General features: G+C 68.8%; 12 protein-coding genes and 2 tRNA genes. 4 read left to right on the forward strand and 10 right to left on the reverse strand.

Annotated features, from left to right (window positions below; all coding sequences use genetic code 11):
• The first annotated feature begins 94 nt into the window (after positions 1-94).
• A complete protein-coding gene (locus ACNPQM_RS04395; protein WP_418082914.1) occupies positions 95-541 on the forward strand; it encodes a DUF6174 domain-containing protein in 447 nt (148 codons plus the stop codon).
• A gap of 215 nt (positions 542-756) precedes the next feature.
• On the opposite strand, the gene ACNPQM_RS04400 is transcribed toward ACNPQM_RS04395, so the two are convergent.
• Together ACNPQM_RS04400 and ACNPQM_RS04405 are read right to left on the reverse strand one after the other, a co-directional pair.
• Positions 757-829, reverse strand: a tRNA-Arg gene (locus tag ACNPQM_RS04400).
• A 205-nt stretch (positions 830-1,034) separates the two neighbouring features.
• Positions 1,035-1,125: transfer RNA gene (locus ACNPQM_RS04405), tRNA-Ser, on the reverse strand.
• A gap of 196 nt (positions 1,126-1,321) precedes the next feature.
• Here ACNPQM_RS04405 and ACNPQM_RS04410 point away from each other — a divergent pair.
• The 3 genes from ACNPQM_RS04410 to ACNPQM_RS04420 all read left to right on the forward strand — a co-directional run bounded on the left by ACNPQM_RS04410 (position 1,322) and on the right by ACNPQM_RS04420 (position 7,704).
• Positions 1,322-1,801 (forward strand): SSI family serine proteinase inhibitor, encoded by a 480-nt coding sequence (locus tag ACNPQM_RS04410; protein WP_418083018.1) that lies wholly within the window; start codon positions 1,322-1,324, stop codon positions 1,799-1,801.
• Between the two features lie 207 nt (positions 1,802-2,008).
• Positions 2,009-6,040 (forward strand): PAS domain-containing protein, encoded by a 4,032-nt coding sequence (locus tag ACNPQM_RS04415; protein WP_418082915.1) that lies wholly within the window; start codon positions 2,009-2,011, stop codon positions 6,038-6,040.
• A 233-nt stretch (positions 6,041-6,273) separates the two neighbouring features.
• On the forward strand, positions 6,274-7,704 hold the full coding sequence (locus ACNPQM_RS04420; RefSeq protein ID WP_418082916.1) for a recombinase family protein: 1,431 nt from the start codon (positions 6,274-6,276) through the stop codon (positions 7,702-7,704).
• A 618-nt stretch (positions 7,705-8,322) separates the two neighbouring features.
• Here ACNPQM_RS04420 and ACNPQM_RS04425 read toward each other — a convergent pair.
• From ACNPQM_RS04425 to ACNPQM_RS04460, 8 genes are all read right to left on the reverse strand, one after another.
• On the reverse strand, positions 8,323-8,964 hold the full coding sequence (locus tag ACNPQM_RS04425) for a hypothetical protein (RefSeq protein ID WP_418082917.1): 642 nt from the start codon (positions 8,962-8,964) through the stop codon (positions 8,323-8,325).
• A 720-nt stretch (positions 8,965-9,684) separates the two neighbouring features.
• On the reverse strand, positions 9,685-11,337 hold the full coding sequence (locus tag ACNPQM_RS04430; RefSeq protein ID WP_418082918.1) for a long-chain fatty acid--CoA ligase: 1,653 nt from the start codon (positions 11,335-11,337) through the stop codon (positions 9,685-9,687).
• A gap of 386 nt (positions 11,338-11,723) precedes the next feature.
• The gene (locus tag ACNPQM_RS04435; protein WP_358856567.1) at positions 11,724-12,368 is read right to left on the reverse strand and encodes a SigE family RNA polymerase sigma factor; all 645 of its coding nucleotides are present in this window, start codon (positions 12,366-12,368) and stop codon (positions 11,724-11,726) included.
• Between the two features lie 168 nt (positions 12,369-12,536).
• On the reverse strand, positions 12,537-13,703 hold the full coding sequence (locus tag ACNPQM_RS04440) for a lipid-transfer protein (protein ID WP_418082919.1): 1,167 nt from the start codon (positions 13,701-13,703) through the stop codon (positions 12,537-12,539).
• Positions 13,700-14,095, reverse strand: a complete 396-nt coding sequence (locus ACNPQM_RS04445) for a MaoC family dehydratase (protein ID WP_418082920.1) — start codon at positions 14,093-14,095, stop codon at positions 13,700-13,702. Before ACNPQM_RS04445 ends, ACNPQM_RS04440 begins: the two co-directional genes overlap by 4 nt.
• Positions 14,092-15,228 carry an acyl-CoA dehydrogenase family protein gene (locus ACNPQM_RS04450; protein WP_418082921.1) on the reverse strand — a complete coding sequence of 379 codons (1,137 nt, stop codon included), beginning with the start codon at positions 15,226-15,228 and terminating at the stop codon, positions 14,092-14,094. The genes ACNPQM_RS04445 and ACNPQM_RS04450 overlap by 4 nt, the downstream gene beginning before the upstream one ends.
• A gap of 1 nt (position 15,229) precedes the next feature.
• Positions 15,230-16,183 carry a bifunctional MaoC family dehydratase N-terminal/OB-fold nucleic acid binding domain-containing protein gene (locus ACNPQM_RS04455; RefSeq protein WP_418082922.1) on the reverse strand — a complete coding sequence of 318 codons (954 nt, stop codon included), beginning with the start codon at positions 16,181-16,183 and terminating at the stop codon, positions 15,230-15,232.
• Positions 16,180-17,451: an acyl-CoA dehydrogenase family protein gene (locus tag ACNPQM_RS04460; RefSeq protein ID WP_418082923.1), complete on the reverse strand. Its 1,272-nt coding sequence runs from the start codon at positions 17,449-17,451 to the stop codon at positions 16,180-16,182. Before ACNPQM_RS04460 ends, ACNPQM_RS04455 begins: the two co-directional genes overlap by 4 nt.
• Positions 17,452-17,589 lie beyond the last annotated feature (138 nt).

The raw sequence follows: 17,589 nt of genomic DNA on the forward strand, positions 1-17,589 counted from the left end.
CGCCGCCGCAGACTCCGGGGGGAACCGAATCAATCGCGATGCCGTCGAAGGGGCAATTGAGCTGCTGAAAGGCCTGACCGTGACGAAATCCAGCATGTACCTGCTCGTCGCATGCGCTGCGCTTGCCCTCGCCGTGGTCGGCTGCGGCGCAGGGTCCACACCGGCCACCGCCGGAGGCGGCGTCCAAGCAAAGGAAGCCCGATGGTCCGAACCGAATCGGTATTCCTTCCGGCTTCTCTCCGAGTCCGGAGAGCGGAGCGGCCTTGGGGAGTACCGGATCACCGTGGAAAACGGGAAGGTCGTCAAAGCGATCGGCCTCGACGAGTCTGCCCGGCGCACGGTCGAGGGGAATCCGCAGGATGTCCCGACGCTTGGCGGTCTCCTCACTGATGTCCAGAAGGCCCGTGCAGGCCAGGCTGAAGTCGCGGAGACGGTATTTGCCGCAGATGGACACCCCGCTGAGATTCACATCGACTGGCTGGAGAATGCCATCGATGACGAGGCCGACTACCTCATCACCGAGTACCGCGAACTTCCCTGACTGGCGCGGCAAACTGCCCTCTACCGCGTGCCGCCCTTCGGCCGGACGACGGCATCGCGATTGATTCGGTTCCTGTCCGGCCTTCCCGCAGACCACGCTGGTCCGGCTCGCCAAGCTCCGGTGGCGCATCGAGCACGACTACCGCGAACGACGTTGATGTCACCCGTTGATGTCAGAAGCCCCTCGGGATGATCCCGAGGGGCTTCTGAGCTGTGTGCACTCGGCAGGATTCGAACCTGCAACCTTCTGATCCGTAGTCAGATGCTCTATCCGTTAAGCTACGAGTGCTTGGCGTTCCGGGCTTTTCTGCCTGGTCGGCGTTGCGGGAACAACATTACATGACCTGCGCCGTCACGCGAAATCCATTACCCAAACCGCCTCTGACCTGCGGAAACTCCATGTCGGGTCATGTCTGCACGCGCCGTCGCGAACGCGCGCCGCACCCGGATACGACTGAAGCCCCGGCCAGTGGCACGGGGCTTCAGTGATCAAGCGGAGGCGGAGGGATTTGAACCCTCGATGGGCTTTAAGACCCAAACCGCATTAGCAGTGCGGCGCCATAGACCGGACTAGGCGACGCCTCCAGCACACCCCGCGCGAACGCGAGTGGTGTGTGCAGATGATGACACAGCTGAGCACTGCCTCACCAATCGCCGCCTACGGTACTAGGCCTTCGGCCGCCAGGGCAAAGCCTTCGGGTTGCGCAACGCCGGGGCATGCGGAGCGTTAGTGATGACGAGGTACCGCCTCTCCGTCTTCCACACGTCCACAGGAGCCCGCATGCTGCGCCGTCTCGCCCTCACCGCCGCCACATCCTTCGCCGTGCTGTCCGCCGCCGCGCCGGCCGCGACCGCTGCCACCGGCTTCCTTCCGCTGCCCATCCCGCTGCCGGTACCGGCGCTCCAGGGCGACGACGACGCCCAGCAGACCCAGCTGACGGTCACGGTCTCGGATTCCGGATACCGCACCGCCGACGGCGTGTACGAACTGAAGTGCCTACCCGCCGGCGGCAGCCACCCGGTGGCGCAGCAGGCGTGCGACCGGCTCGCGGAGCTGGGGGAGCCCACGGGTGACGGCAGAAACCCCTTCCGTCCGGTGCCCGCCGGCACCCTGTGCACCCAGCAGTTCGGCGGATCGGCCACGGCCCGAATCACCGGAACCTGGCACGGGCAGCGTGTCGACGCCGCCTTCGACCAGAGCAACGGATGCGAGATCGCACGCTGGAACAACCTGCGGCCGGTGCTGCCGAATGTCCGGTGACCCGGGGTGGCCGGGGCCGTCACGGGACACGTCAGGGGCAGGGGTCGTACGCGGTATTCACAGAACCTTGGTGAGAGCTCCCCGCGCCATCCGCCGCCGGATGCCCCTCCCCAGCCTTTAGACTCCTCCAGTGACAGCCTGCGGCCCGAGGGGCAAGATGGGGCCCGCTGTCCGGCAAGGTGCGGTAACCAGGGAGGAAGCGTCGTCGTGAGCAGCAGGCCATCCCGAGGCGCTGCTCGCCTCGCAGCCATACTCGACGCTCTCCCTGACGGGCTGCTGCTCGTCAATTGCAACGGCACGGTCGTCAACGCCAACACCATCGCCCTCGAAATGTTCGAGACGCCGGGCACCGCGCTCGTCGGTCGCGGACTCCTCGATCTGCTTCCGGAGTTCGACTCCAAGCTGATCCCGGGGTCGATGCGCAGGCCCGAGGCGGCGGACGAGCGGGGCCGGACCAAGCCGACACGGATGATCGCGCGGCGGACCGACGGCAACGAGTACCCGGTCGAAGTCACCAGCGCCAGCCTGGAGGACGGGCAGGCCGCGTACAACGACTTCCAGGCCGGCTACAACGGCGGCTACACGGGCGACGAGCTGCTGATGCTCGTCGTACGGGATCTGTCGGGCACCGTCGACACCGAGGCCGAGCTGGCCCGTTCGCAGCGGCAGACCGAGATGATCCTGCGGGCCGCGGCCGAGGGGGTCGTCGGCACGGACACCGACGGCCGGGTCGTCCTGGTCAACCCCGCCGCCGCGCAGATCCTCGGCTTCCGTGCCAGCGACCTGGGCGGCCAGAAGCTGCATCCGCTGGTCCTGCACTCGCGTGCGGAGGGCGAGCCGTTCCCGTACGAGGAGTCGCCGCTCGCCGACACGCTCAAGTCCGGTCGTAAGCACCGGGTGCGCGGGCAGGTGCTGTGGTCCAAGAGCGGCGCGCAGGTGCCGGTCGATCTGACGACCGCGCCCGTCCGGGACGGGGACCAGCTGGTCGGTGCGGTGATGACGTTCACCGACCGCCGGCCGTACGAAGAACTCACCGACAAGCACACGGCGCGGCTGACCGAGCTGACCGAGCAGCACACCGCCGAGGTCTCCCGGCTGACCGAGCAGCACACCGCCGAGGTCGCCGGGCTGACCGAACGGCACGCCGCCGAGCTGGCCGACCGGACCGAGCGGTCCGCGGCCGAGTCGGAGGAGCTGACCGAGCGGCTCACGCAACTGACCGCCCGGCACGCACAGCTGACAGCCGTCCTCGGCGAGTCGCTGCGCGGGCCGCTGGAGGAGCTGCGCGGCGAGCTCTCGACGCTCGCCGCCGACCCGGCGGGCCAGCTGTGGCCCGAGGCCAACCAGATCCTGCACCACTTGGCCGCCGGCTACGCCCGGATGACGACGCTCGTCGACAACGTGCTCGGCTACCAGCGTCTCGACAGCGGGGCGGAGACGCTGGTCAAGGAGAAGGTACTGCTCGACTCGGTCGTGACGGCCGGTATCGACGGCGCTGTGGAACTGATCGGTCCGGGGCGCGCGCAGTTCGCGGTGCACGCCCCGCCGATCGAGGCCGAGGTGGACGCGGGGCGGCTGGTGACGGCGCTCGCCCACCTGGTCGCGGACGTCGCCGGGGTCGACTCGACCGGCAGGACGCGGGTGGCGCCGGGCGGCGGCTACGTCGACTCGACAGTGGTCGTGGCGGCGGCTCAGCGCGGTGAGGTCGTACGGATCGAGGTGCGCGGACCGTTCGCCGGGGGCGACCCGGTGCACGAGCCGATCGTGCGCGGGATCGTACGGGCGCACGGCGGCGTGCTGCAGACGCACGAGATGCCGGGGATGAGCGGCAGCGCGTACGTCCTCGAAGTGCCGCTGGGCGCGGGGGCGGGGACCGTACTGCCGCCGCAGATGCCTCCCGTCCCGGCTGCGCCCGAGGAGACCGGGCAGCAGCAGGGGACGCCGGGCGGCGGACGGCGCAGGGCGCGACGCGCGTCAACGGACGCCTTCCTGGAGAGCCCGGTGGGCGGTGGGACGGCCGCTTCGGGGGCCGAGTCCGGTGACACCGCTGCGGCGGAGCCGACGGGGCGGCGCAGGGCCCGTCGTGAAGCGGCGGCGCAGGGCGAGCACGGCGGACAGCGGACCCAGCAGTCGCCCCATGAGCTCATCCCGGCCCAGCAGGGCGAGGGATCCGGTCGCAGGCGGGGACGGCCCAGCCCGGCCGAGACGGGCCCCGGGCAGCCCGCGGGGCAGCCGGGACAGGCGTTGGCGCTGCCTGCGGCCGCGGCGACGTCCGAGGGGTCGGTGGTGACGGCGGCCGAGGGCGTTCAGGGCGTGGGCAACCGCCCGCAGCTCGGGCAGACCGTGCCGCCGCAGGGCGTGCCCGCCGAGGCACCCGTGCCGGTGCCCGCAGACGGTGCACGGGCGCGCCAGGGCAACGAGAACCAGCTGGCCCTCCCGGCCCTCGCATCTGCCCCGGCGCAGGACCGGACGGCGTCCCGGACCGGCCGACCGCAGACACCACAAGGTCAGCCGACCGAGCAGAACCAGCATCAGGTGCAGCAGCAACCGACCGGGCGACGGGCCCGCCGGGCGCTGGCGGCCGCGCAGGACCGAGCCGCCGCGGCCGAACCGGTGGGGCCGCGTACCGCATTCGCCCTCCCGCCCGCCGACGCCGACCGGATCCCGCCCATGGCCGGTGAGGCCGACGCCTCACTGCCCGGACGCCATGACGCCGCGGGCACGCCCCAGGACAACCCCCACACACCGCCGCAGGAACACCCCGCACCGACCGGGCGCCGCCGAGCCCGTCACGCTCCGGACGCGCCCCAGCAACAGCCTGAACAGCTGGAACCCGCGCAGCAGCCCAAGCAGCCCCAGCAGCCCTCCGACCGGCTGGAGAACGCCACCTCGGGACAGGGCCTGGCCGCCCTGAACGCCCTCGGCGACGACACGACCCGGCCCGGAACGGGGCACACCACCGGCACCATGGCCACCACTGCCCCTGCCGGCCCCGAGGAGAGCCGTCCGGGCGCCGTCGCGCCCGAGCCCGCTCCCGTGACCGATCCCGCGCCGGACCCCCGGCGACAGCCGCTGCCCGCCGAGGCACCGATGCCTGCGTCGGCGCCGGTGTCTGCTGCCGCACCCGCCTCCGCCGACTCGACGCAGGGGCGCGCGTTCAGCGTGCGGACCCTCGGACAGGGCGTGCCGTTCGCCCAGCACCTCACGCACCAGCAGAACCAGACGCTCGGCGGTGCCGGGCGTCGGCGTAAGCTCGCCGCCCCACCCGAGGACGAGCGCGCCGCGGACCCCGTCCTGCCGCAGCCGGCCGCCGCACCGGCTGCCGCACCCCAGCCCGGCACCGCGCCCACCACCAATGCCTCCGGGCAGCTCCTCTCCGCCCCGGCCGCCGAGGGGCGTGCGTACGCCATAGGGGCACCCGACGAGGGTGCCGAGGGGCCGGAGCCACTGGACGGCCCGGGCGGCGCGGTCGAGGTCGCCAACCGTCCGTCGCCGCAGCCGGTCGACGACGAGCTCCCCCCGGAACCGCTGGACAACCCGCGCCGACTGCTCGTCTGGCCCGCGCCCGACGTCTCCACCCAGCAGGCGCTGAGCGACCGCGGCTACCGGCCGGTGATCGTGCACTCCCGCGAGGAGGTGGACGCCCAGATCGCGGCCTTCCCCGCCGCGCTCTTCGTGGACCCGCTGACCGGGCCGATCACGCGTACGGCGCTGCAGTCGCTGCGCCAGGCGGCCGTGGCGGCCGAAGTTCCGGTGCTGGTGACGGCCGGTCTGGGACAGGCGTCGCGGGAGGCGGCGTACGGTGCCGACCCCGCGGTGCTCCTCAAGGCGCTCGCCCCTCGCGACAGCGAGCAGCACCCGCCGAGGGTGCTGCTGATCGAGGAGCACGAGGAAATCGCGGTGGCGCTGACGGCGACGCTGGAACGCCGCGGTATGCAGGTCGTATGCGCCTCGACCGACAGCGAGGCGGTCTCCCTCGCCACCCAGATGCGGCCGAATCTGGTGGTGATGGACCTGCTGCAGGTACGCCGTCGCCGAGCCGGGATCGTCGACTGGCTACGCGCGAACGGCCAGCTCAACCGGACCCCGCTGGTCGTCTACACCTCGGCCGACATCAACCGGGCGGACCTGCCGAGGCTCAGCTCCGGCGAGACCGTGCTCTTCCTTGCGGAACGTTCGACGAGCGAAGAGGTCCAGTCCCGCATCGTCGACCTGCTGGCGAAGATCGGCACGAACTGAGGCAGTTGTCGTCGCCGACGGACGAGGGCGGCACGGGACTTCCCGCACCGCCCTCGCCGTCAGCGCACGGCTCAGAGCTGCGTGATGTCCAGCTCACCCGCCGCGTACTGCTTGCGGATCACCTTCTTCAAGAACCTTCACCGAACACACTAGTTCTGCGCTAGCCTCCTGTTCTGCGATCAACGCAGGTCAGGCAGGCCCCAGGGGAGGGGCCTCCAGGGAGGGGAGCAGGAATGGTTGTGCGGCTCGGGGGGTACGCCCGGATCAGTCTCGACAGGGACGGCGAAGAGCTGGGGGTCGAGCGGCAGCGTCGCGACTACCGACAGGTGGCCGGGGTGCGCCCCGGCTGGGAGGTTGCGCGCGACTACATCGACAACGACGTAAGCGCCTTCAAGCGCAACGTAGTTCGCCCCGAATTTGAACAGCTACTCGTCGATCTCCAATCTGGGGTTATAGACGGCGTGATCGCCTATGACCTTGACCGGCTGGCAAGGCAGCCGCGCGACCTTGAACGACTCATCGACGTTTTCGAGGAGCGGCCGGAACTCGTCTTCTGCACGATTACGAATGACATTGACCTGTCGACGTCGGACGGTCGCACGATGGCGCGAGTCATGGTGGCTTTCGCCAACAAGGCCAGTGCTGACACGGGTAGGCGTGTAGCCCGTAAGCATCGTGAGCTTGCAGACTCCGGGAAGAACGGCGGCGGCTTCCCGCCGTTCGGCTGGAAAGCCGACCGGGTAACCGTGGATCCGGCACAGGCTGAGCTGATCACTAAGGCGCATGACGCCCTGTTGTCGGGTACGCGGCTTTCTACGATTACTGCTGAATGGCAGGAGAAGGGCGTACGCACTTCAAGGAACACGGAGAAGCCGATTACCCGAGTGGCCATGAAGGGGATTCTGACGAACCCGCGCCTGGCCGGGTTCCGTGCAGTGAAGGGTGAGAAGCACATTGGCTCGGACGGGAAACCCGTCATGGGCGTTTGGGAGACCGTCTGCACTCCGGAAAAGCTAGACGCGGTTGTTGCGGTTCTTGACGGCGTCAAGACGCGATACAAGGCGAACAAGTTGAACAACAATCATAAGTATCTGTTGAGCGGCATTCTCCGTTGCGCCGAATGCGGCACGCGCATGATGGCGAACATGCGCGCTTCCTGGAAGGAAGGCAGCAAGGGCAGCCGGTTTATGTACCGCTGCCCTGCCTCTACGGATGGCGGCTGCGGGAAGGTTTCCAGAGCCGGGGAACCTGTCGACAAGTTCATCGTGAATCTTATTCATGACGCCGAGGCCCGGTTGAAGGCGCCCGAGAAGGCGTCTATCGAATGGTCGGGGGCCGTGCGCCTGGCCGAGGTTGAGCAGGAAATCGGCTCGCTTATCGAGGCGATGAACGGAAAGAAGATCTCCGCCGCTACGGCTATCGCCATGCTGGAGCCGCTGGAGAAAGAGCGTGACGAGCTTGCCTACGAGCGAAACCGGCACAGTGTGGAGCAGGCTCAGACGGCGGCGGCCGTGGTCGACCTGGCCGAGGATTTTGAGCGGCTTCCGATCGAGCGGCAGCGGGCCGTAGTGATGAAGCACATCAGGGCGATTGTGGTGCGTCCTGCGGGCCGTGGCGCCCGCAAGTTCAACCCCGAGTTGCTAGAGGTTGTGTGGGCCGCCTGAGCGGCCTCTAGAGTCACAGAAAGGGCCCCTGCCGGACTGGCAGGGGCCCTACGTGTGTTCGCTTACTGCTTCGACTTGCTCCGGTAGCCGTACAGGCCGTGAAGCTCTCGCGTCCATTCCTCGCCCCTCTCAGGGGTCGTGGCAAGTTGTCGAGCTATCCATTTCCGGGGAACGCTCCCCAGGGGGCACGTAGCGGCTCAATGCTGACTGTCTCCGTACGGTCGGGGCTGGTGGAATCACCTTGCCCCCGTTCCCCTGGCGGTTTCAAAGAGCAGCCGCACCATTACCACGCGATGGGTGGCGGAATCCAGCGCGTTTAAACCCCCTGCGATTCGGCCCGTTTAAACGGGCCCGGCCGGCATTTCTTGACTCCGCCAGTCGGCGCACTTCCAGACGGGGCGCGTTTAACAGCAGGGGGTACGGCTTCGGCCGTGCCTCTTCTTACTGGCTCTCATCCTCCGCGAGTGGCGATGCGATGAACGTTCCCTTCCGCCGCGATGAGGTCGGCGACCTGCCGGGCGGGGAATCTTCGCCGCTACACGGAGCGCGGCGTAAGGACCCTGGTTGATGCTGGATGGCTCGAAGTGGAGACGGTCGGGAGTAAGCGCGGAGCGAAGACTAAAACCAGCCAATCCCAGGAATTTCATCCAAATACGCAAGCGTAGAGGGAGCGAGGGCTCCTACCTGAACCTCGCTGTAACCGGAACTATCCTCCAGGGGTGTTCCTCCACTAATCGCGGGCCCTACCTCGGCGATAACATTCGCTCCCATGAAGAGCCGATGGCCCCCGGAGTCGGGCCAGTTCCATGCCCCGATAGCCACTTCCTTCATGGGAGCAAGAATCTCCGTAACTTTTGCGTTCTCTACGGAGTCGCAGATCTTTGCGAATGACGCATTGTAAACGGCCTCGCCGAGAGCGTTGTGAACGAGGAACTCGGGCAGTGGCTCGGAAATTTTTCCCCAATCTCCATGTAGGCGCCCCTCATGCACGCTCATCGGGTCGCTTGGGTCGAATCCCCAGATAGCGTCGGCTGGATCTGACAAGAAGACCATTTTCCCGTTGCGCAAGCTGATATCGGCGGGTGGCAGAAACCGCTTGATTCCCAACAAGGGGACCGAGTATGTCGCGGCTAGGTCGTACCAGGCGCGCAATGGTACGGGGAGGTGGTCGCAACCGAGTGCGCGATCCATCGGCTGATCCGGCGGCCCGTACCATTTGGCGATGAATTGCGCAAGACCAATGGAAGGCAGATCGATCATGTGGTTAATCGTTGCACAGTATGTGCGAGTAGGGACAGGTGCTCTCGATGTTCCACCCGATGGGAGGCCTGGCCTTTTCGTTTCACTCGTTCGTTTCTTTCCGCCAGGGCGCGCACTCTCCGGTGCGCTGCTCCCATCGGCAGTCTTGACAGTTCCCCGCGTGTCCGCCTTTGCGGCGCGGGTCCTTCCGGAACATCGATACGAGCAGCACGCGCTTACAGCGCGGGCACACGCGCGTCTCGACTTCCTCGGGCACTGTCTGTCTCTCCAAAAGCGAAAGGGGCCGATCGGTTGCAGTACCCGACCGACCCCCCGCGCCCTACAGGGCGCCTGGGAACGCTCTTGCGTCTACTCCTCCGGGTAAGGCCAGAGAAGACACAAAACGTCGCACAGCGTCTCAGGAGTGAGCGTGTGCATCTCAGTCCATCCCGCCTCATCGGCGGCTTTCCTGAGCGTTCCAGGGGCGTAGCCCAATCCGTGTTCCGCCTCGGCGAAAGTCAGGATCGGGCCGGTGTTCTGTTCGGGGGCATCCGCCGGTACTCGCGCAGTCATGCCACCCTCCCTTCGCATCGGTCGGGTACTCCGGCCAGGGTAGCGACCACGGCCAGGCTGCGGCAGGCCGCCGCAGAGGCCGCCAGGAGCCATCAAGGGCCGCCATGGAGCAGCGCAACGCCCCCGCCAGCCTGGGCCGTTGGGGGCGCGTGAGGGGCCGTGTGCGCCCTAGTCGAGCGTGGTCACGTCCAGCCGTCCCAACCTATGTGATTCGCGAATCTTCTTCTTGTCGAACTTCCCGACACTGGTCTTCGGCACCGCCGGAATCATCGACCAGCGCTCCGGCAGCTGCCACGTGGCAATGCCGGACTCGGCGAGGAACGCCTTCAGCGCCTCGTATTCCGCGACTGCGCCGTCCTTGAGTACAACGGTCGCCAGCGGACGCTCGCCCCACTTCTCGTCCGGGACCGCGACGACGGCGGCCTCGGCCACATCCGGGTGCGCCATCAGGGCATTTTCCAGCTCGACGCTGGAAATCCACTCGCCGCCGGACTTGATGACGTCCTTGGCGCGGTCGGTGAGGGTGAGGAAGCCGTCCTCGCTGATGACGCCGACATCACCGGTCCTCAGCCAGCCGTCCTCGCTGAACTTGTCCTCGGGGCGCAGCACCTCGCCGTCCGCGCCGCCGTAGTACGCACCGGCGATCCAGGGACCGCGGACCTCCAGCTCACCGGCCGACTCCCCGTCCCAGGGCAGACGATCGCCGCCGGGGCCGACCAGCCGCGCCTCGACGCCGGCCGGGAACCGTCCCTGGGTGATGCGGTACGGCCACTCCTGCTCCGCCGTCAGCCCTGCGGGCGGGTTGGCCATCGTGCCGAGCGGCGACGTCTCGGTCATGCCCCAGGCGTGGCAGAGACGGATGCCCAGCTTGTCGTACGCCTCCATGAGGGAGGGCGGACAGGCGGCGCCGCCGATGGTGACGCGGGCCATCGAGCTCAGATCGCGCGGGTTGGCGGTGACCTCGGCGAGCAGACCCTGCCAGATGGTGGGAACAGCGGCGGCGTGGCTGGGCTTCTCGCGCTCGATCATGTCCGCGAGCGGGGCGGGCTGCAGGAACCGGTCCGGCATCAGCATGTTGACGCCGGACATGAACGTCGCGTGCGGCAGGCCCCACGCGTTGACGTGAAACTGGGGGACGACCACCAGCGTGGTGTCCTTGTCGGTCAGCCCCATCGACTCCGACATGTTGACCTGCATGGAGTGCAGGTAGACGGAGCGGTGGGAGTAGACGACACCCTTGGGGTCGCCGGTGGTGCCGGAGGTGTAGCACATGGCGGCGGCCTGACGTTCGTCCAGCTCCGGCCAGTCGTAGCTGGTCGGGCGGCCGGTGATCAGCTCCTCGTAGTCGTGCACCCGCGGCGCGGCGCCGTCGAGCACGGAACGGTCACCCGGCCCGGCGACGACGACGTGCTCGATCGACGTCAGCTGCGGGAGGAGCGGAGCGAGGAGCGGCAGCAGCGAGCCGTTGACGATGACGACCTTGTCGTCGGCGTGCTTGACGATCCAGACCAGCTGCTCGGCGGGAAGCCGCAGGTTGAGCGTGTGGAGCACGGCGCCCATGGAGGGGATCGCCAGGTACGCCTCGACATGCTCGGCGTTGTTCCACATGAGGGTCGCGACCCTCTGGTCGTCGACGACACCGAGCTCGTCGCGCAGGGCATGGGCGAGCTGCGTGGCACGGCGCCCCACCTCGGCGAAGCTTCGCCGCTGCGGCTCAGGCTCGCCGGTCCAGGTCGTGACCTGCGACTTCCCGTGGATCGTCATCCCATGCGTCAGGATGCGGGTGACCGTCAGCGGTACGTCCTGCATGGTGCTCAGCACGGCGTCCTCCCGGTGGGCGCTACGCGGCAGTAAGGTTCCGCTGATTCTGCGCGCATACCAAGTGGTATGTCACTAGTCCCGGACATACGAATCGGTGTACGTCGACTTCTCCTGCCCACATCGGCGGAGCGCCCAGGGCGAGGAATCCCGGGATCGAGGACCGGAATCCACCGATGACCTGGACTTCTTCCATGCGCTCGTCAATTTCTGCGGGCCTGGCCGCCGACGAGCGGGGGGACGAGCTCACGGACTGCCGGGATCGTGGGCTCACGCGGGCTCACCGGCGTGTGCGGGCTCAGAGGAACTCACAGGGGCTCGCGGGGGGCTCACACAGGCCGGCGGTCTCGCGGGCGTGAGCCGGATCGCAAGCGGACGGGCTCGCGGGGTCAGCGGACGGGGGTCAGCTCCGGGTCTTCGCGCAGTTTGCCGAGCGCCCGTGACACCGCGCTCTTGACCGTACCGATGGACACCCCGAGCACCTCGGCCGTCTGCGCCTCGCTGAGATCCTCGTAATAGCGCAGGACGACCATCGCCCGCTGCCGGTCCGGGAGCCTCAGCACGGCTCGCCACATCGCATCGCGCAACGACTGCTGCTCGGCCGGATCGGGCGCAGGAGCCGTCTCCTGCTCGGGCAGCTCGTCGCAGGCGAACTCGTCCACCTTTCGCTTGCGCCACTGCGAGGTGCGGGTGTTCACCAGGGCCCGGCGGACATAGCCGTCGAGCGCCCGGTGATCCTCGATCCGTTCCCATGCGACGTACGTCTTGGTGAGCGCGGTCTGCAGCAAGTCCTCGGCATCGCTCGGGTTCGTGGTCAGCGAGCGCGCGGTACGCAGCAGCACGGGCCCCCGCGCTCGCACGAACGACGAGAACGACGGGTAGGGAACGTAGGGCGCCCGCCCGGCGTACGAACCGTACGATCCCGGTGAACCATGCGACGCATGCTGCGTGTGCGACGCCGGCGAGGTGAGCGGCGCGTGTCCGGTGGCGGCAGTGGCCCCCCTGGAGGCGCCCGTGCAGACTGGCGTGGTCATAGGTCCACGCTAGGAGCGGGTGCTACCCGGGGGATCGGCCCCAGGTCCCGAAGCCGCGTCCGCCTCAGGTTGTAGGGGTAGGGTCGGCCCCACCTCCTGGAGGAGTAGAGCTCGTCATCAGAACTCAGGGTCGCCCCCTGAGACAACGGACCCGCTCCTGCGCCACGGTCAATCGCCGGTGCCCAGAATCAGTCCGGAGGTGGGCACCCCTGTGCCCGCTGTGACCAGGGTTCTGGCCGCCCCGGATATCTGGTTCACCGACGTGCCCCGGATCTGCCGGACCGCCTCCGCGATGCCGTTCATCCCATGCAGATACGCCTCCCCCAGCTGACCTCCATGCGTGTTCAGGGGCAGCGCGTCGTCCGCCACGAAGCCGGCGGCCTCGCCCGGCCCGCAGAAGCCGAACTCCTCCAGTTGCATCAGCGCGAACGGGGTGAAGTGGTCGTAGAGAATGCCCACATCAATCTCGGACGGGGTGAGTCCGGAGGTACGCCAGAGCTGCCTGGCGACGACGCCCATCTCCGGCAGCCCGGTCAGCCCGTCACGGTAGAAGCTCGTCATCTGCTCCTGCGCCCGCCCTGCGCCCTGCGCGGCGGCGACGATCACCGCAGGCGGACGCGGAAGGTCCCGGGCCCGCTCGGCGCTGGTCACGACGATCGCCTGTCCGCCATCGGTCTCCTGGCAGCAGTCGAGCAGCCGCAGAGGTTCGACGATCCAGCGCGACGCGGCGTGGTCGGCGAGGGTGATCGGCTTCTCGTAGAAGTACGCCGCCGGGTTGCGCGCCGCATGGCGCCGGTCGGTGACCGCGACATGGCCGAAGGCCTCCGGGGTCAGGTTGTAGGTGTGCAGATAACGCTGGGCGGCCATGGCCACCCAAGAGGCGGGGGTGAGGAGCCCGAAGGGGAGGTTCCAGCCGAGCGCCGTCCCCTCGGCGGTGGGTTCCCGGTGCTGCACCCCGGATCCGAAACGCCGCCCCGAGCGTTCGTTGAAGGCGCGGTAGCAGACCACGACATCGGCCACCCCGCTCGCGACGGCGAGCGCCGCCTGCTGCACGGTCGCGCAGGCCGCCCCGCCGCCGTAGTGGATGCGGGAGAAGAACGACAGCTCTCCGATGCCGGCCGCCTGGGCCACCGTGATCTCGGGGCTGGTGTCCATGGTGAAGGTGACCAGGCCGTCGACATCGGCAGGGGTCAGCCCGGCGTCGTCGAGGGCGGTTCGCACCGCCTCGACGGCCAGCTTGAGTTCACTGCGCCCGGAATCCTTGGAGAACTCGGTCGCCCCGATCCCGACGATCGCTGCCCGGCCGCCGAGCGAATCGGCCCTGCGCACGCTCATGCCGATCCCTCCGGAACACTGACGGTCACCGTGCCGGTGACATGCCTGCCGAGCCCGTTGGCGCCGACGACCGTCACCTCGGCCGTCCCTGCGTCATCGAGGGCTGTGATGGTGCCGCTCAACACCATGGTGTCTCCGGGGTAGTTGGGCGCCCCCAGCCTGATGGCGACCTTACGGAGCACCGCAGACGGCCCGAAGTGGTCGGTGACGTACCGCCCCACCAGACCATTGGTCGTCAGGATGTTCATGAAGATGTCCGGGGAACCCTTCTGCTGCGCGAGCTCCGCGTCATGGTGCACGTCCTGATAGTCGCGGGAGGCAACGGCGCCCGCGACGATGAGGGTGCGGGTCACCGCGATCTCCAGCGGTGGCAGTTCCTCGCCGACCTTCATTGCGATCCCTCCTTCACCAGCAACTCACCAAGTTCCTGGAGCACTTCACTGCCGCATCCCAGGTAGGAGCCGAGCTGACGGCCCCAGAGGAAATGACGGTGGACGGGGTGGTCGAGGTCGGCGCCCGTACCGCCGTGCAGATGCTGTCCGGCGTGTACGACTCTCTGGCCGGCCTCCGAGGCCCACCAGGCCGCAGTGAGCGCCTGGGCGCCGTAGGCCAGACCCTGGTCGTGGCGCCATGCCGCCTCGTACGCCGTGACCCGTATCGCCTCGGTGTCCATATGGGCGTCGGCTGCGCGCAGCAGCACCCCCTGGTTGGTGGAGAGCGGACGCCCGAACTGCTCCCGGGTGGTGGTGTGGGCGACCGCTCGGGCCAGCGACCCGGCGCACACCCCTGCCTGCAATCCCGTGAATGCCGTCCGGCTCGCGGCCAGCACTGCCCCGTACATCCCGGCTGCCGCTGCCTCTCCTGTCTCCGCTTCCGGCTCCCAGCCCCTTCCCCCTTTGGCTTCTGCTTCTGGTTCCGGGCTCGGCTCGGGACTCAGCTCCGGCCCCGGCCCGCCGAGCCGTTCGCCGGGAGCCCGGTCCAGGACGAGCCGCGCCGCCGACCACGGCGCCGTCGTCTCCACCGGCACGACCACCACGCCCGGATCGGCAGTCCGCACGACCCACAGCACCCGGTCCGCATCCGCCACGAGCACCAAGGTGGCGTCCCGCAGCCAGGGCACATAGGGCACGACGCCGCTCAGCCGCCCCTCCCCGTCGGTCCGCAGACCGGAGCGTGCCGGAAACGCTCCGGTGGCCACGGCAGTGCCGTCCCGCAGAGGTGGCAGCAGCCGCTCCCGCTGTTCGTCCGTACCGTGGTCGGCGACGGCGAGCAGCCCGTACACACAGCTCGCGGCGAACGGCACCTGCGCTGTCGTCCTGCCCTGTTCCTCCAACAGCAGCACCAGGCCCAGCAGCCCGATCTCCTCGACGGCGGCGGTGAGCCCTGCTGCGCACAGCTCCTTCCACAGCTCGGCATCCGTCCCCGACCCTGCGGCGGCCAATCGCTCGTGCGTGGCCAGGTCACCGAAGATCTGCGCGGCGAGCCCTTGTGCCGCGCCCTGCTCCTCCGTGGGTGTGAAGTCCATGTCAGCCCTCGCTCCCCCGGAAGACCGGCAGCTCCAACTCGGTGTCCGTACGCAGGAATTCCAGCCTCACCGACATTCCCGTCCGCACCTTGTCGTAGGGCACGCCGACCACATTGCTGACCATGCGCACGCCCTCCGCCAGCTCGATCAGCGCCACCGCGTACGGCCCGGCGTCGCCGGAGGTGCTGAAGGCAGGGAAGGGCGGGTGATGCATCACGACGTGACTGAAGACCGTGCCCTCGCCGCTCGCCTCGACCGTGTCCCACTCCTGGCAGCCGCACTCATTGCACCCGGGGAGCCAGGGAAAACGCAGGATCTCGCACTCCCGGCACCGCTGGATGAGCAGTCGGTGCTCGGCGACGCCCTGCCAGAAACCGGCGTTGTCCCGGTTGATCACCGGTCTCGGCCGCAGGCTCCGGCCGCTCTGCCTCAGCCCGCGTCCTCCACCCCGCTGCCCCCCTTTCCCCCCTGCCGGCGTGTACTTCAGGATCCGGAAGCGATGCGTCCCGGCCGGTTCACCGGCCGCTCGGACGTCCATCCGCGTCGTGATGAAATAGCCCGTCCCCAGCGTCGTCGTCTTCCGCTCCGACACCGACTCGATCACCGCATCGAACGTGATCCGGTCGCCGGGCCGCAGCGGCCGCAGGTACTCCTGCTCGCAGTCGGTCGCGACCACCGAGGTGTACCCGGCACCGTCGAGCAGGCCGAACAGCTCGTCGTACGCCCCGGACCGGTCGGTGTGCCCCGACAGGCCACCCATCGTCCACGCCTGCAGCATCGTCGGCGGCGCGATCGCCCCCGGCCCCACGTACGCGGGATTCCCGTCCCCCATCGCCTCGCACCAGTGCCTGATCATCGCCTCGTTGACAAGGTCCTTGCCGACGCCGGCCGTGGCGGCCGCGTGCCCTTCGTACGCCTTGAGCCTCCCGTACAACCGGTCCCCTGCGTCCGTCACCGCTTCCCCCTCTTCATGCCGAGCCGCATCGTCGCGACGATCTCCCGCTGCACCTCGCTCACCCCGCCCCCGAAGGTGTTGATCTGCGCCGCCCTGTTCATCCGCTCCAGCTCCCCGTCCCCGAAGGAGCCGGGCGATCCGCCCCTGACCATCCCGGCCTCGCCGGTGATTTCCTGGCACATCCGATACACCTCGACGGCCGATTCGGTTCCCACGAATTTCACGCCGCTCGCGTCCCCGGGGGCCACCGTGCCCGCCCCGACGTCCCCCACCAGACGCCAGTTGAGCAGGCGGGTTGCCGCCAGCCGGGCATACGCCTCGGCCAGCCGGGACCGCACCCACGGCTCGTCAACCGGACGCCGCCCCGTCGCCGGATCGGGGGTACGGGCGAAGGCGAGCGCCGCCTCGTAGAAGTCCTCGGCCTGCATCCCGATCGCTGCGAGCGCCACCCGCTCGTGGTTCAGCTGGTTGGTGATCAGTCCCCAGCCGCCGTTCTCCTCGCCGACCAGGTTCGTGGCGGGCACCCGGATCCCGTCGTAATAGGTGGCTGTCGTGGTCAGTCCGCCCACAGTCTCGATCGGGGTCCAGGAAAAGCCCGGCGCGTCCGTCGGAACCAGGATGATCGAGATGCCCTTGTGTTTGGGCGCCTCCGGATCCGTGCGGCAGGCGAGCCAGATCCAGTCCGCGTTCTGCGCATTACTGGTGAAGATCTTCTGCCCGTCGATCACCCAGTCGCCCCCGATCCCGGCTTCGCTCGAGCGGGAGGCGCCCCCTCCGTCCCGCACCGCCCTGGTCCGCAGCGCGGCCAGGTCCGTGCCGGCCCCGGGTTCGCTGTACCCGATCGCGAAAACGAGGTCCCCGCTCAGGATCCGCGGGAGGAAATACTCCTTCTGCGCCTCGGTCCCGTACCTCATCAGCGTCGGGCCGACGGTGTTGAGCGTGACCATGGACACGGGTGCGCCCGCCCGGTACGCCTCGTCGAAGAAGACGAACTGCTCGTCGGGTCCGCGGCCCTGCCCTCCGTACTCGACGGGCCAGCCGAGCCCGAGCATCCCGTCGGCACCGATACGCCGCAACAGCCGACGCTGCTCCTCGGGGTCCTCCGGCGCCGTCCGGGGCCCGGGCTTCCCTTCCGCCCCAGGAGTTCCGGCCGTCCCGGGGGCCGCGTCGGCTCGAGCAGCCGGATCGGTCCCGGAGATCACATCGCGGAAATACGTGCGGAGTTCGGCGCGCAGCTGCTGCTGACGTTCCGTCGGGGCGAGGTGCACGGCAGCGGCCTCCCGGACGCGGGCGTACGGATCAGGGTTTCTGACTGTCCGTCAGATTACTGATCGCTGTCAAGACCGACGGCGCCCGGACACTCCCGCCCGCACCCCCCGGAATGCGAACAGCCTGCGCAAGGAGAC

Source organism: Streptomyces sp. NPDC056231 (assembly GCF_048270745.1).
Lineage (GTDB): Bacteria > Actinomycetota > Actinomycetes > Streptomycetales > Streptomycetaceae > Streptomyces.

Excerpts from the sequence above, each read along its gene's own strand:
- ACNPQM_RS04420 (WP_418082916.1), top strand. The coding sequence starts at position 6,274 with ATGGTTGTGCGGCTCGGGGGGTACGCCCGGATCAGTCTCGACAGGGAC.
- ACNPQM_RS04410 (WP_418083018.1), top strand. The coding sequence starts at position 1,322 with ATGCTGCGCCGTCTCGCCCTCACCGCCGCCACATCCTTCGCCGTGCTG.
- ACNPQM_RS04445 (WP_418082920.1), bottom strand. The coding sequence starts at position 14,095 with ATGAAGGTCGGCGAGGAACTGCCACCGCTGGAGATCGCGGTGACCCGC.
- ACNPQM_RS04395 (WP_418082914.1), top strand. The coding sequence starts at position 95 with ATGTACCTGCTCGTCGCATGCGCTGCGCTTGCCCTCGCCGTGGTCGGC.
- ACNPQM_RS04440 (WP_418082919.1), bottom strand. The coding sequence starts at position 13,703 with ATGAGCGTGCGCAGGGCCGATTCGCTCGGCGGCCGGGCAGCGATCGTC.
- ACNPQM_RS04425 (WP_418082917.1), bottom strand. The coding sequence starts at position 8,964 with ATGATCGATCTGCCTTCCATTGGTCTTGCGCAATTCATCGCCAAATGG.
- ACNPQM_RS04450 (WP_418082921.1), bottom strand. The coding sequence starts at position 15,228 with ATGGACTTCACACCCACGGAGGAGCAGGGCGCGGCACAAGGGCTCGCC.
- ACNPQM_RS04435 (WP_358856567.1), bottom strand. The coding sequence starts at position 12,368 with ATGACCACGCCAGTCTGCACGGGCGCCTCCAGGGGGGCCACTGCCGCC.